At 34.6% G+C, this 14,045-nt stretch carries 13 protein-coding genes and 1 other RNA gene; 9 read left to right on the top strand and 5 right to left on the bottom strand.

The window, feature by feature from the left end; all coding sequences use genetic code 11:
- The first annotated feature begins 40 nt into the window (after positions 1 to 40).
- From AC061E_RS16105 to AC061E_RS16120, 4 genes are read left to right on the top strand one after another with little or no spacing between them, the layout of a single operon-like run.
- The gene (locus tag AC061E_RS16105; protein ID WP_478287180.1) at positions 41 to 508 is read left to right on the top strand and encodes an acyl carrier protein phosphodiesterase; all 468 of its coding nucleotides are present in this window, start codon (positions 41 to 43) and stop codon (positions 506 to 508) included.
- On the top strand, positions 505 to 2,190 hold the full coding sequence (gene ggt / locus AC061E_RS16110) for a gamma-glutamyltransferase (protein ID WP_478287170.1): 1,686 nt from the start codon (positions 505 to 507) through the stop codon (positions 2,188 to 2,190). The genes AC061E_RS16105 and ggt overlap by 4 nt, the downstream gene beginning before the upstream one ends.
- 44 nt (positions 2,191 to 2,234) lie before the next feature.
- Complete coding sequence (locus tag AC061E_RS16115; RefSeq protein ID WP_478287171.1) at positions 2,235 to 2,918, top strand: DNA alkylation repair protein; 684 nt, start codon at positions 2,235 to 2,237, stop codon at positions 2,916 to 2,918.
- A gap of 23 nt (positions 2,919 to 2,941) precedes the next feature.
- Entirely contained in the window at positions 2,942 to 4,726 is a 1,785-nt protein-coding gene (locus AC061E_RS16120; RefSeq protein WP_478287172.1) for a chloride channel protein, read from the top strand.
- 11 nt (positions 4,727 to 4,737) lie between these two features.
- Here AC061E_RS16120 and rnpB read toward each other — a convergent pair.
- An RNA gene (rnpB, locus tag AC061E_RS16125) (RNase P RNA component class A) lies at positions 4,738 to 5,067 on the bottom strand.
- Between the two features lie 120 nt (positions 5,068 to 5,187).
- Here rnpB and AC061E_RS16130 point away from each other — a divergent pair.
- From AC061E_RS16130 to dnaX, 3 genes are all read left to right on the top strand, one after another.
- Positions 5,188 to 5,487, top strand: a complete 300-nt coding sequence (locus AC061E_RS16130) for a hypothetical protein (protein ID WP_144892095.1) — start codon at positions 5,188 to 5,190, stop codon at positions 5,485 to 5,487.
- A 285-nt stretch (positions 5,488 to 5,772) separates the two neighbouring features.
- Entirely contained in the window at positions 5,773 to 6,438 is a 666-nt protein-coding gene (locus AC061E_RS16135) for a hypothetical protein (protein ID WP_478287173.1), read from the top strand.
- A gap of 44 nt (positions 6,439 to 6,482) precedes the next feature.
- Positions 6,483 to 7,568 carry a DNA polymerase III subunit gamma/tau gene (gene dnaX / locus AC061E_RS16140; protein ID WP_478287174.1) on the top strand — a complete coding sequence of 362 codons (1,086 nt, stop codon included), beginning with the start codon at positions 6,483 to 6,485 and terminating at the stop codon, positions 7,566 to 7,568.
- A 28-nt stretch (positions 7,569 to 7,596) separates the two neighbouring features.
- On the opposite strand, the gene AC061E_RS16145 is transcribed toward dnaX, so the two are convergent.
- Positions 7,597 to 7,746 (bottom strand): hypothetical protein, encoded by a 150-nt coding sequence (locus tag AC061E_RS16145; protein ID WP_478287175.1) that lies wholly within the window; start codon positions 7,744 to 7,746, stop codon positions 7,597 to 7,599.
- A 97-nt stretch (positions 7,747 to 7,843) separates the two neighbouring features.
- Here AC061E_RS16145 and AC061E_RS16150 point away from each other — a divergent pair, with 97 nt between their 5' ends.
- A complete protein-coding gene (locus tag AC061E_RS16150; protein ID WP_478287176.1) occupies positions 7,844 to 8,218 on the top strand; it encodes a DUF8439 domain-containing protein in 375 nt (124 codons plus the stop codon).
- A gap of 16 nt (positions 8,219 to 8,234) precedes the next feature.
- On the opposite strand, the gene AC061E_RS16155 is transcribed toward AC061E_RS16150, so the two are convergent.
- The 3 genes from AC061E_RS16155 to AC061E_RS16165 all read right to left on the bottom strand — a co-directional run bounded on the left by AC061E_RS16155 (position 8,235) and on the right by AC061E_RS16165 (position 11,770).
- On the bottom strand, positions 8,235 to 9,125 hold the full coding sequence (locus tag AC061E_RS16155; protein WP_182650966.1) for a Ppx/GppA phosphatase family protein: 891 nt from the start codon (positions 9,123 to 9,125) through the stop codon (positions 8,235 to 8,237).
- Between the two features lie 75 nt (positions 9,126 to 9,200).
- Positions 9,201 to 11,288, bottom strand: a complete 2,088-nt coding sequence (gene ppk1, locus AC061E_RS16160; protein WP_478287177.1) for a polyphosphate kinase 1 — start codon at positions 11,286 to 11,288, stop codon at positions 9,201 to 9,203.
- The gene (locus AC061E_RS16165; RefSeq protein ID WP_478287178.1) at positions 11,285 to 11,770 is read right to left on the bottom strand and encodes a SixA phosphatase family protein; all 486 of its coding nucleotides are present in this window, start codon (positions 11,768 to 11,770) and stop codon (positions 11,285 to 11,287) included. Before AC061E_RS16165 ends, ppk1 begins: the two co-directional genes overlap by 4 nt.
- Before the next feature lie 450 nt (positions 11,771 to 12,220).
- Between AC061E_RS16165 and AC061E_RS16170 the strand changes: the two genes are divergently transcribed.
- The coding region (locus AC061E_RS16170) for an immunoglobulin domain-containing protein (RefSeq protein WP_478287179.1) at positions 12,221 to 14,045 on the top strand (1,825 nt) is incomplete at its 3' end.

Genomic DNA, 14,045 nt, shown 5'->3' on the forward strand with positions numbered 1-14,045 from the left:
GACTCAGCGAGTCTCTGCCGAGTACCACGGACAAGCACGAATCGATATTATTTTGCATCGAGCTATTGATACTTTTACAGATACACATCCTATCTTTAGACAAAGTACTAAAAAACTTCATGAAAAATACCATCATTATGCCGGTGTGATTGTGGATGTTTTTTACGATCACTTTTTAGCCAAAAACTGGTCGAATTATTCTAATGAAAAACTAGAAGATTTTGTTGCCCATTTTTACGACTCACTGCACCATAATTACAGTGTACTCTCAGAGAAAACAAAAGGTATGATGCCTTACATGATAGATCAAAATTGGCTTGTAAGTTACCAAACAGTTGAAGGCATACATGGAATTTTAACCCAAATGGACAAACGCACTAAAAACCAATCCCAAATGAGATTTGCAAGCAATGAATTAAAAGAATTCTACAGCGAATTTGAAAATGACTTTACTCTTTTTTTTACTGAATTAATCTCATTTGTAAACCACAAAAAATCAACATTATGAAAAAATTATTTCCGTTACTTTTCCTAATTGCACTTGGATGTAAATCCCAAGAAAAAGCAGTAAATCCCACCGGACTTGTGACTTCCAAAGCAATGGTGGTTTCTGCGCGTGAAGAAGCATCTCAAATAGGAGTCGACATAATGAAAAAAGGAGGTAACGCATTTGACGCTATGGTAGCTACCGAATTAGCCTTGGCTGTAGCCCATCCGCAAGCGGGAAATATAGGTGGCGGAGGTTTTATGGTTTACAGAAAAGCAAACGGCGAAACTGGCTCTATTGATTATAGAGAAAAAGCACCTTTGGCGGCCAAAAACGATATGTTTTTAGACCAAAATGGAAATGTTATAAAAGGTAAAAGTACCGCAACAGCATATGCCTCTGGAGTACCAGGAACTATTGCAGGCATTTTTGAAGTACACAAAAAATACGGATCACTTTCTATTAGTGAAATACTAAAACCTGTAATTGCACTAGCGGAAAGAGGTGTTATAGTAACACCCAATCAAGCCAAAAGTCTAGCAGCTTTTAGAGCAGTTTTTATTAAAGAAAACGGACCAAACAGCTTATTCTCTCAAGTTTATAAAGCAAACGATACCATCAAATACAAAGCATTAGCGAATACGCTTAAAAGAATTTCACAATATGGAAAAGAGGAATTTTACACTGGAGAAACGGCAGAGAAACTGATTGCTTTTCTAGCAAAAAAGAACGGTGCTATGACTCTTGAGGATTTAAAGAAGTACGAAGCAAAATGGCGCAAACCTATTACTTTTTCATACAAAGACTTAACGCTAACTTCCATGTCACCTCCTAGTAGTGGCGGTATTTGTTTGAACCAAATCATGTCTATGATTGAGCCTTATCCGCTTGCGCAAATGGGACACAACAGCCCAAAAGCTATTCAATTGATTACCGAAGCCGAACGAAGAGCCTATGCAGATAGAAACTTTTTTCTTGGAGATCCTGATTTTGTAAAAATACCTACTTCTGAATTGCTTGATGCTACGTACTTAAAAAACAGAATGAATACTTTTAGCTTTGACAAAGCCACCAAATCTTCAGATGTTGCACACGGTGAAATAACAGGATATGAAAGTGATCAAACCACACACTACTCTATTGTAGATCCTTTTGGGAATGCTGTAGCCGTAACGACAACCTTAAATGATAATTATGGCTCTAAGATCTATTGTGATGAACTGGGTTTTTTCTTGAACAATCAAATGGATGATTTTAGCGCAAAACCTGGTGTCCCAAATCTATACGGTCTCACAGGAAGTAAAGCTAACAGTATTGCCCCTGAAAAAAGAATGCTAAGTTCTATGACTCCCACCATCATCGAAAAAGATAAAAAACTTTACATGGTAGTAGGAACTCCGGGAGGATCAACTATTATCACATCGGTTTTACAAACTATTTTAAATGTGTATGAGTTTAAATTAAGCATGAAAGCGGCAGTAGACGCACCCCGTTTTCACCATCAATGGTTGCCTGATGAAATTATTTTCGAACCTAATTCTTTCAACAAAGATTTGCTATTGCAACTCAAACAAAAAGGCTACTCTATCAATGAAAGAGACAAAGAAATTATAGGTGCGGTAGATGCCATTTTAGTTTTACCGAATGGCAAACTTGAAGGCGGTGCTGATAGAAGAGGTGACAACAAAGCAGTTGGGTTTTAAGTTGTAACTAAAAAACCAAAACAATCTTTTTAAATTCTGTCTCCATGAACTTTATCTCAACACTCGAAAACGCGTTTGAACAAAATAGAAATGCAGAAAACGCGTTTGCAATGTCGCAATACATGCGCAATAAGTTTGCCTTTTTTGGTATTCGCACCACCGAAAGAAGAAAACTATTTAAAGAAATTTGGAAACAAAATCAACAAGAAGTACACCATCATTCTGTACAAATTGCTCAAACTCTTTTTGACAAACCAGAACGAGAATTCCATTATTGCGCTATTGAAATTATAATAAAAGAAAAGAACAAGGCTTATCTTGTTACTGACATCGATTGGATTGAAAAACTAATATTACAGCATTCTTGGTGGGACAGCGTTGATACCATAGCAAAATACATTTTTGGAGCTTATTTACAGCAATTTCCCACCGAAACTGAGAATGTTATCACAAGATTTTCAAGTCAAGAGAGTATATGGTTGCATCGTAGTTTGATCCTTTTTCAATTGGGATACAAACAAAAAACAAATTCAAACATTCTCTTTTCTATTTGTTTAAAATACGCCTATTCTTCTGAATTTTTTATTCAAAAAGCCATCGGTTGGGCGCTTCGTGAATATGCTAAATCAAATCCTGAAGCGGTCCTTACCTTTGTAAATTCGAATAAATTGAAACCTTTAAGCACAAAAGAAGCCCTTAAAAATAGTGGTTCGCTTAAAATAATGTAGCTTTGTGAATCATTTAAAAAATCATGTTTAAAAAATATATTTCAAGGTTAGAAGCTATTATTTCAATAGCACAATCATTATTGACTCCTAAACAATTTATATTTTTATCAGCTGTATTAGTAGGTATTTCAGCTGCTTTTGCAGTGATTGTATTAAAAACTTTTGCACACTGGGTGTTTATTTTTGCAACGTACGTAAGTGGCATTTTAAAACTTGGTTTTCTGACTAGTATATTACCCATCATTGGAATTTTACTAACTATTCTAGTTGTGAAAAAAGTTTTGGGCGGAAGCATTCAAAAAGGGACTTCTCAAATATTATATGCTGTTGCAAAAAAAGCAAGTATTATCCCTAGGAAACAAATGTATGCCCAAATTGTAACGAGCTCGCTAACTGTTGGACTAGGCGGATCAGCAGGTCTAGAAAGTCCTATTGTAATTACCGGTGCTGCTTTTGGATCAAATTATGCTCAAAACTATAAATTAAGCTATAAAGACAGAACTCTTTTGATAGGCTGTGGTGTAGCTGCAGGAATTGCAGCGGCGTTCAATGCACCCATTGCTGGAGTTCTATTTGCCATTGAAGTTTTATTAGTTGATGTAAGTATAGCTGCCTTTACCCCCATAATGATTGCCGCTGCAACGGGAGCATTAGTTTCTGTAATTGTACTAGACGAAGAAATTCTTTTGTCGTTCAAACAACAACAAAGTTTTGATTACCACAACATTTTATACTATGTACTTCTTGGTATTTTCACTGGATTAATAGCCGTGTACTACTCTAGAAATTTTCAAAGAGTAGAACATTTTTTTGGGCGCTTAAAATTTTCTCCCTTCAAGAAAGGACTCTTTGGCGCAAGTATTTTAGCTTTATTAATCGTCGTTTTTCCCACTCTTTTTGGTGAAGGATATGAAAGCATCAAAACCCTTTCAGAGAGTGATCCTGGTAAATTACTGGAACACACTCTTTTTAGTGACTTTAGAAACAATAGTTGGGTGCTTTTACTATTTGTGGGTGCCACTATGATGCTCAAAGTTTTTGCAACCAGCATTACAATTAATAGCGGTGGTAACGGAGGTAATTTTGCTCCTTCTTTATTTTTAGGTTCTTATGTAGGATTCTTTTTTTCTAAATTTCTAAACCTTACAGGACTTACAAAATTACCAGTTAGCAATTTCACACTAGTAGGAATGGCGGGAATATTAAGTGGATTATTTCATGCGCCCCTAACCGCTATTTTCTTGATTGCCGAAATAACTGGGGGTTATAATTTAATGATTCCTCTTATGATTGTGGCTTCTATCAGTTTTGCCATTTCTAAACGTTTTGAAAAACACTCTATGGATGTCAAAAATTTGGTCGAAAAAGGACATGCCTTTACCAGTAATAAAGACACGAATATACTTTCAACACTAGAGACTAATACTATTATTCAAACTGATTTTTTAACGGTAACTCCTGATGAAAATTTGGAACGCTTGGTCGACCTCATTTCTCATTCGAATCAAGTTATTTTTGGTGTCATTGATACCCAACAAAACTTACTTGGAATTGTCCATTTTAATGATATTCGCGAAATCATTTTTAACACCTATCGTGTCAAATATACTTTGGTGAAAGAAATTATGATGGAACCTGTAGAAACTATTGCACCCTTTGATAGCATGGAGCAAGTCATGAATAAATTCGAAAAGTCGAAAAAAGCATTCTTACCTGTACTTAAAGAGGGTAAATACTATGGTTTTATATCAAAGTCAGTGGCTCTTGAAGCCTATAGAACCAAACTAAAATCTATGACGATAGAGTAACAATATAGAAGAAAAAAAGCAGACCTATAAGCCGGATTCTGTATTTCGATTACTCGAAACCCTTATCATTTATCTAGATCCAAAATTACTCTTGGACTCAAGCTATCTACCCTTCAGCAACGGACGAGATACCCTTAAATGCTGATATACTTGATATTTCACCGCATAGAGTTTACCTGGTTTCACTACAGCATTACCTGTACATACTTTCTGTTGCACTTGTCCTAACCTCGCCTGTGAAGACGAAACCGACGGGTGTTACCCGCTATGCTTCTCTGTGGTGTCCGGACTTTCCTCCCTCTCGCCCATAAAGACAAGACGACGATAAGGCGGTCTGCGGCGGCAAATTTAGCATTATTAAATCTTTTTATCTCATTTTCTACCACTTACTTTAACAAGACCTTCACAACCAATTCATAATAAAACAGTTACCTTACCATCTTATCTATAAAAACAATACTATGTCAAAAATGTATCATTACGCCAGCGTTTCAAAAGCCTTAGATGAATTAAAAGAAAAAGGATTTACTGTTGATTTTAACATTAACGACCAAGACATTATACAAAACCCAAGTCATTACGAAATCCAACATATTTATAGATATGAAGGAGAATCAAACCCAGATGACGAAGCCACCGTTTATGGTATACTATCAACTACTGGACAAAAAGGGGTTTTTGTTGCAGGTTACGCAGCAAATTCAGATAATGATGCTGCCAAAGTTTTACTAGATCTCACCATCAAAGATAGAAATTCTTAATGTTTTTTATCTGTTCAAAAACATGAAAATCAAATTCTAAATATTACTTTATTTTTAGGAGCTTTCTCCAGCTATTCGTTACAATCTTATTCGCCATCCCGAGGTTTCGGGACCGGCGAATAAGGATTTTCACTTCTATCTGGGCTAGAGAATTTCGTCAAAAAGAAGTACACTTTAAAATAAAAAATCTTTTATAACTTTTGAAAAATAATGAGCTTTAAAAAATTGGTTAAAAAACTATATTTTTGTAAAAAAAGCGTATAATTACACTTTAATTGTTTGTAAATGAAACTGCGTAATCTATTCCTGATCCTTATTTTTATATTCAATAGCAACTATTCATTTGCGTGTAAATGTATTGAAGTTCGTAAAGAAAAAATTGTTGAATCTGGTTTGAATACATATGATATCGTATTTTACGGTGAACTAGTAAAACGGGATACTATTAATCAAACTTATAGTTTTAAAATCATCGAACTTTTTAAAGGAATTTATATATCAAAGACTATTGATGGTGTTTCTGAAGGAAGTGATTGTGGATTATTTCCAGATAAAAAAGGATTATGGATCATCTACGGCAACTTCAATAAAGATTATAAATTATCTTTAAGTATGTGTTCACCCACACAATCACAAGATTTTGGTCCAGGTTGGCCTCTACCTCCAGAATTTAAGCGTGATAAATTTGGTAAAATCATCGAGCCAACTGAAACTGATTATAAGATCAACGACTTGGAATTCAAAATAGAATCATTAAGAAGTTTTATTTATCAGTTAGAACAATTAAGAGCCTATAAATTATCCCAAAATAAAATTTCGGAAAATGAAAAAAATACAATGTACAACAAAGGAATAATCATTTCTTTGATTATCAATATGCTATTATTTTCAATTCTAATTTACATTTTTGCAAGGAAAAGATTTTCTTCAAATAAACAAATTAGTAAATAAACAAATCAACAAAAAACCTATATTTGCTATCCAATAAAAATGCTATGGAACAATTTGTTGTATCGGCCCGTAAATACCGTCCACAAACTTTTAAAGATGTTGTAGGACAAAAAGCCATTACCAGCACTTTGCTCAATGCTATAGAAAGCAACCATTTAGCATCGGCCTTGTTGTTTACAGGACCTCGTGGTGTGGGGAAAACCACCTGCGCACGTATCTTAGCTCGCAAAATCAATCAGCCTGGATATGATGATCCTACCGAAGATTTTGCTTTCAATGTATTTGAACTAGATGCCGCTTCAAACAATTCTGTAGATGACATTCGTAATTTAATTGACCAAGTTAGAATCCCACCCCAAACAGGGCAATATAAAGTATACATTATAGATGAGGTTCACATGTTGTCTTCGGCAGCTTTTAATGCTTTCTTAAAAACATTAGAAGAACCACCTAAGCACGCCATTTTTATTTTGGCTACGACCGAAAAACATAAAATCATCCCTACAATACTTTCTCGTTGTCAGATATTTGATTTCAAAAGAATAACCGTAAAAGATGCCAAAGAACATCTTGCAGAAGTGGCTACTAGTCAAGGTGTAGTTTTTGAAGACGATGCTTTGCACATCATAGCTCAAAAAGCGGATGGTGCCATGCGTGATGCCCTTTCTATTTTTGATAGAGTCGTTTCGTTTTGCGGGAAAAACTTAACCCGTCAAGCCGTTACGGAGAACTTGAACGTGCTTGATTACGAAACGTACATCAACATGACCAACTTAATTTTGGAAAATAAAATTCCAGAATTATTAATGGCTTTTAACGAAATCCTTGCCAAGGGTTTTGATGCACATCATTTTGTATCAGGACTAGCATCACATTTTAGAGATTTGTTAGTATCTAAAACTCCGGCTACTATAACTTTGTTAGAAGTAGGAGAACAAGCTCAGCAAATGTATGGTGCACAATCTCAAAAATGCAGTCAAGATTTTTTATTAAAAGGAATTGAAATTGCAAACGATTGTGATTTAAAATACAAATTGAGTCAAAACCAGCGATTGCTTGTAGAACTTTGTTTGATGCAACTTGCCTCTATCACTATTGATGGAGAAAAAAAAAAGTTGAGCAATATATAATTCCACCCACGTATTTTAGAAAAAACGACTACTCCATAAGTGTCGCAAAAAAAATAGAAACGGCGGTAACCTCTACTTCAGCTCCTGAAAGTACACCAGGAATTCCAACTGATACAGCAGTACAAAAACCTGCAACAACAACCCCAACTCCTGTTGCGGCTACTCCAGTTCCAACCACCGGAGAACCAAAAGTTTCTGCATTTTCACTCGCAAGTATTCGAGCAAAAAAAGCACTTGAAGAAAGTAGTAAAGGAATCGTAAAAGAAACTGTTCACTTGCCAACCGAATCTTTTACAGAGACTGAAATGTTAGTGCATTGGAACAAATATGCACAACGATTAGGTGACAAGGGATTTAAAATAATGGAATCCTTACTTCTCATAAACGATCCAAAACTAGAAGGAACTACTATAACCATTGAGTTGCCAAACGAAGGTTCAAAGTTAGATTTTGAAAAGGAATTACACGGATTGTTAGGCTATTTAAAAGGCCATTTACACAATCATGACATTACTATTAATGTAGTTGTCAACGAAACAATTGAAACAAAAAGAAGTTTTAACGACCAAGACCGCTACAACAGATTGTTACAAATAAATCCAAATATAGAGCTTTTACGCACCACATTTGGATTAGATTTAGACGCTTAATTACAAAAAGAAAAGGTTATATTTTACCGTAATACATGGCTTTTACAATTCCATCAGAAAGACCTATTTTGGGTACATAAATGTTTCGGGCACCACTCCATTTCATCGCATTCATATAGATGCGCGTTGCAGGAATAATTACGTCAGCTCGATCTGGATTTAAGCCAAGTTCTGATATTCTTTGCTCATAAGATAATGAATTCAAGAAAGAATATTGCGAATTCATGTAGATGTACGACAATGGTTTTTCCTGAATTTTACCCGATAATTTAAATAATTTATTGATATTCCCACCAGAACCTATGAGTGTAACCTCGTCATATTCTTGAGTGTTGGTTTTAATCCATTTTTCAATTTCGTCCCACACCACATCGCAAACCATATTATTGAGTAAGCGCACTGTTCCTGCTTTGAAGGACCTAGAAGTTATCATTTTACCATTGGAAAACAAAGTAAATTCAGTACTTCCACCACCCACATCTACAAATAAATAGGTTTGATCCGATTTTAATAAATGGTGTAAATCAGTTGAAGCAATAATGGCAGCTTCTTTTTTGCCATCAATAATTTCAATTTTTATATCGGCTTTTTTCTTAATGATAGCAACTACCTCTTTGCCGTTGTACGCTTCGCGCATAGCCGATGTTGCAAATGCCATATAACGCTCTACTTTGTGCACCTTCATTAGCAAGTTAAAAGCTTTCATCGCATCGCACATTCTATCGATATTCTCTGCAGAAATTTCACCCACTGTAAAAGCATCTTGCCCTAAACGGATAGGTACCCTAACAAGGGAACTTTTATTAAATTGCGGTTCTTTACCGTCTTGCTCCACAATATTGACTATTAACAATCGCATTGCATTTGAGCCAATATCAATTGCAGCGTATTTTTTTATTTGAATCATATTTCTTGTGTTTGAAACTCCTGATCAAGGTGACGGATCTTATTCAGGTTAAAATTGTAATTGGTAAAACAAAAACTATGCTAAATTTTCTTTCTTAGTCGCATCCTCTAGTTTTTTTTCATAATAACGGTACGTTTCTAGCTGCGCCCTAAAGATAGGATTGTGATTGCGAGGACGGTATTTGTTATCAAATTCATGAGAATGAAATCTTGCTTTTACGTTCCCTTTCCAGCCAATGTCAAAATTGTCAATCAGTTCTTTTTTAATATCTTGATCATAAATAGGACAAGTTACTTCTACCCTACCATCTAGATTTCGAGACATAAAATCAGCCGATGAAATATAGACTTCTGTTTGTCCCGCATTCCCAAAAATGTAAACTCTTGAATGTTCTAAATAATTATCTACAATACTAATAGCCTCGATATTATCACTCATACCAGGAATTCCAGGAATCAAGGAACATATTCCGCGTACTTCAAGTTGAATTTTCACACCTGCTCGACTGGCTTCATAAAGCTTATCAATCATGGCGAAGTCTGACAAACTATTCATTTTTAGTTTAATATGTGTTTTTCTACCCGCAAGTGCGTGTATGATTTCCCTATCAATTAATTTCACAAACTTAGTTCTTGTGTAATGTGGGGAAACAATTAAATGTTTGTAACGATGTACTCTATAATTAATATCAAAAAACTCAAAAATTCGCATGATATCTTTCAAGATCTGCTGGTGGCTTGTAAACAAAGTCACATCTGTATAGACCTTTGCGGTTGACTCGTTAAAATTCCCCGTTGAGATAAAACCATAACGTTTTATTTTATCATTTTCTACTCTTTCGATAACACATATTTTACTGTGTACCTTTAATCCTTTAATACCAAAAATAAGTTCAATACCTTCAAGTTGCATTTGTTCGGCATAAGATATGTTTGATGCTTCGTCAAAGCGAGCTTGTAATTCAATTTGAACCGTAACTTTTTTTCCGTTTTTGGCAGCATTAATTAAGGAACTAATGATTTGCGAATTTTTGGCCAAACGGTACAACGTAATTTTTATTGAAACCACTTTTGGGTCTAAAGCAGCTTCTCTCAGAAACTTGGTTAAGTATGAAAAAGACTGGTATGGAGCATTCAGCAAATAATCTTTTTCGCTTATTTTTTCTAGCATACTTCCCTCTAAACTTAATCCAGGAATAGGCAACGGCGGCTTCGATTCATACAATAAATCAAATCTTCCTAAACTAGGAAAATCCATATAATCCCTTCTGTTATGATATCGTCCACCCGGAATAATACTGTCTGTAGATACAATTTTCATTTTATCCAAGAAAAAATTCAATGTATCCTCTTCAATCAATTGATCATAAATAAATCGTACTGGCTCTCCTATTCTCCTGTCTTTTACGCTTAATGAAATTTTCTCAATCATGCTTTTACTCAAATCACTATCAATGTCAAGTTGCGCATCTCTGGTGATTTTTATCATGTGTGCCGAAACACTTTCATAATCAAAAATATTGAAAATATTATTTAAATTGTGTCGGATCACATCATCCAAAAGTATAATGTATTGTTTTTCATCATGAGATGGCAAAACCACAAAACGGTTAATCGTTTTTGGGATTTCAATGACGGCATAACGAACCTCTGCATCTTTTTTCATGACCAATTTTATCGCCAAATAACCAGAGGTATCTTTGAGGACAGGAAATTCAGCCAAATCATTCAAAATGATAGTAACCAGTTCAGGACTTACTTTTTGAATAAAAAAATCTTTTAAGAAAATTTCTTGCTCTACAGAAATATCTGCTTCGGTGATAATGAAAATATTCTTTGTTTCCAGCTCACTTTCTATAATGTTTAGAATTCGTAAACTTTCAGACTGTTGCTCAATTACAATTTCAGTAATATCTTTAACCAGTTGTTGTGCCGAAATTCCTCCTAGGTATTTTTCACCTGTAATTCCAGTTAAACTTAGACGTCTTATGGCTGCAAAACGAACTCTAAAAAACTCATCTAAATTATTCGAAAATATGCCTAAAAATCGCAAACGGTCCAATAAAGGAACTGAAGGATCCCCGGCCTCTTGTAAAACTCTTGCATTAAAAGCCAGCCAACTTTTTTCTCTATCAATATATTTGTATTCTAATACTTTGTTCATTTCAAATCTTTGGGAAATATTATATGTTCTGTTTTAGCTTTTTTAATGGTTTTCCAATGTGCCGAATCAAATTTCAAAAAAACAAATCCTGATGTAGGAACGTTTTCTACTAACACATCACCATATCGATTGACAAAATCAGTAATAGCTTCGTTATGACCAAAAATCATTAAACTTTCTATGTCATCTGGACAGGATTCTACCACTTTTTGAAGCTGTTTTCTATCAAAGGCATAAAGGTCGTCTTTGTAAATGATACTGTCAAGTGGAAACAAAAAATTTTGTGCAAAAATTAACGCCGTATTTGTAGTTCTTTTTGCCGTGCTACACCAAATGGTAAATGTTTTAGGCAATAAAGACTTAACATGAACCGCAACAAGATGCGCATCTTTCATACCATTACAAGTCAAAATTCGATCTTTATCCTGAACTGGTACCTCCCAACTTGACTTTGCATGCCTGACCAAAATTAAATTTTTCATACTCTACTTTATTTGACATTTATAAACAAACAATTATAAATTTAAACTAAAACCAAAGTACAAAAAAAAACGTATTTATTTGTAGGGTAAATTACATGTTGCAAAAAATTGAATTTCAATGAATTAATAAATTTATTGAGTACCACTTTACTATTTTTTATAAATCAAAAAAAGCAACTTAGATTGATTCTACTCTGTTTTTTAAAAATAAAAAAACATTGGGTCATAATTATGAATAAAACAATACCATTTATAGCCATATACTAGTCATTTATCGGCTATTTAGGTCATTAAAAGAGTATTATTTGTATTAAATAAATAATAATTATCTTTGTTAATAAAAATATAATAAGACAATTGGTTTTTTTATTATGTAAAAAAACTAAAAAAAATATAAATAGAAATCTTTTTAATTAAAGATTCATCCAAAATATAAGAATACAAAAAAATATGGAAAACCAATACTTTCATTTTTCTTCAAAATTTAAAAAAAACTTATTTGGTCTTTTTTTAAATTTTATTTTTTTACTTTCACTCACTGCCTCTTTTGGGCAATCAACCCAACGTTATCAAGGTGTTATTAAAGGAGGAGCCACATTGTTTGGTAACTCGTGGTATTACAGCACACAAGTTTCAACTAACACTGCTACAGCGAGAGATGATTTCAGACTTACCCCTGATATCGATAATGACCCTTCAACAAGTCTTTCAACGAGTTCTGATTTAATTTTACCTGCTGGTTCTATAATTGAAAGAGCTTATTTATGTGCTGAACAAAGAAATTCTGCACGAACTTTATCATCAGTAAAATTAAGAGTACCTGGAGCAACAGCATACACTACATTAGATTTAAATACAGACATTAGCTCAAGAACAACTGGTACATTGTACCGTCAAACCATATGGGATATTACCGCACTAATGCCAGTAAACGGCTATGTTAGCTCAGTAGGAGGAGGAGTTCAAGGACGTTATTTTGTTGCTGATCCTAGTCTAACAGGAACTACTACTTTACCAATGGGTGGCTGGTCAATCATAGTAGTCTATAGCAACCCTAATTCACCATCAAGGAATATTACAATCGCAGATAATTGGCAATTATTCAATAACACTACGGTAACTTCTGATGTTCTTAATGTGACAGTACCAGCAAGTGGAGGAGTGCGCGCAGTTGTAGGTATAACAGGAACATACGGAGATAGAACTTATCCTGATGAACTTCAGTTTGGTACTACAACATCTGCACTGACCAATTTGACAGATCCTAGAACTGGTGCAGCTAGTGATGCTTTGAATAGTAGTATTGCCATGGCAGCTACAAATAATGTTTCAGCAGATGGAGGACCTGCAATGTCAGGAAATATAACCACTCGTAATCCTATTAGTGTTGGACATTTATATGGTCCTGCAGAATCTTGGGATTACGATGCTGATATTTTTGATGCATCAAACATTCTACCCAATTCTACAACACCAATTAATGTAAGATTAAGACAACGATCTAATCCAAATGGTGTGCCTGACGTACTGGTTTCAGGATCTTATTTTATCTCTATTGATGTAACAGCTCCTACATTAACAAAAACTTTATCCACTACTACTATCATAGATGGTCAAACAGCTACCTATACATGGGTGGTATCAAACAATGGTGGTGGAGCGGCTTTATTATCAGGAATTGGTTTTGTAGATACATTACCGTCTAATATTAGAGTGGCAACTACTCCTAACATAACGATAAATTACACTGGAGGCGGTACTTTAGGAACGGTAACGGCAAATCCAAATACAGGAAGTGTTTCTCTTTCTGGACTAACTTTGCCTGCAGGTGCAACAGCTACGATTACAGTAGATATTACCAATCTTCCTGGGCAACTCAATCCATCTTGTACAGGAAATCCAGGTCCTTTTACAAATAGTAATGCAAATTTTACAACTTCAGGAGGTCTTTTAACCAATGTTGTTCCACAATGTTTAATTGTTCAACCTGAATGTTCTACATATACTTTAGTTGTTAATAATCCAGCTGCAGTTTGCTCGCCAGCTACGGTAAACTTAACAGCAAATGCAGTCACTGCAGGTTCGTCAACACAAACATATACATATTACACTGATTCAGCTGCAACAAATGTTTATGCGACACCAAATGCTGCAACTGCTGGAACCTACTATATTAAAGGTACAAATTCAATAGGCTGTACGGATACAAAACCAGTTGTGGTAACAGTAAATGCTTTACCTGTTGCAGCAACACTTAGTTCTAATAGTCCTATTT

The organism is Flavobacterium sp. GNP011 (genome assembly GCF_056428925.1).

Excerpts from the sequence above, each read along its gene's own strand:
- AC061E_RS16135 (WP_478287173.1), top strand. The coding sequence starts at position 5,773 with ATGAAACTGCGTAATCTATTCCTGATCCTTATTTTTATATTCAATAGC.
- AC061E_RS16120 (WP_478287172.1), top strand. The coding sequence starts at position 2,942 with ATGTTTAAAAAATATATTTCAAGGTTAGAAGCTATTATTTCAATAGCA.
- ggt (WP_478287170.1), top strand. The coding sequence starts at position 505 with ATGAAAAAATTATTTCCGTTACTTTTCCTAATTGCACTTGGATGTAAA.
- AC061E_RS16130 (WP_144892095.1), top strand. The coding sequence starts at position 5,188 with ATGTCAAAAATGTATCATTACGCCAGCGTTTCAAAAGCCTTAGATGAA.
- AC061E_RS16155 (WP_182650966.1), bottom strand. The coding sequence starts at position 9,125 with ATGATTCAAATAAAAAAATACGCTGCAATTGATATTGGCTCAAATGCA.
- AC061E_RS16165 (WP_478287178.1), bottom strand. The coding sequence starts at position 11,770 with ATGAAAAATTTAATTTTGGTCAGGCATGCAAAGTCAAGTTGGGAGGTA.
- dnaX (WP_478287174.1), top strand. The coding sequence starts at position 6,483 with ATGGAACAATTTGTTGTATCGGCCCGTAAATACCGTCCACAAACTTTT.
- AC061E_RS16115 (WP_478287171.1), top strand. The coding sequence starts at position 2,235 with ATGAACTTTATCTCAACACTCGAAAACGCGTTTGAACAAAATAGAAAT.
- ppk1 (WP_478287177.1), bottom strand. The coding sequence starts at position 11,288 with ATGAACAAAGTATTAGAATACAAATATATTGATAGAGAAAAAAGTTGG.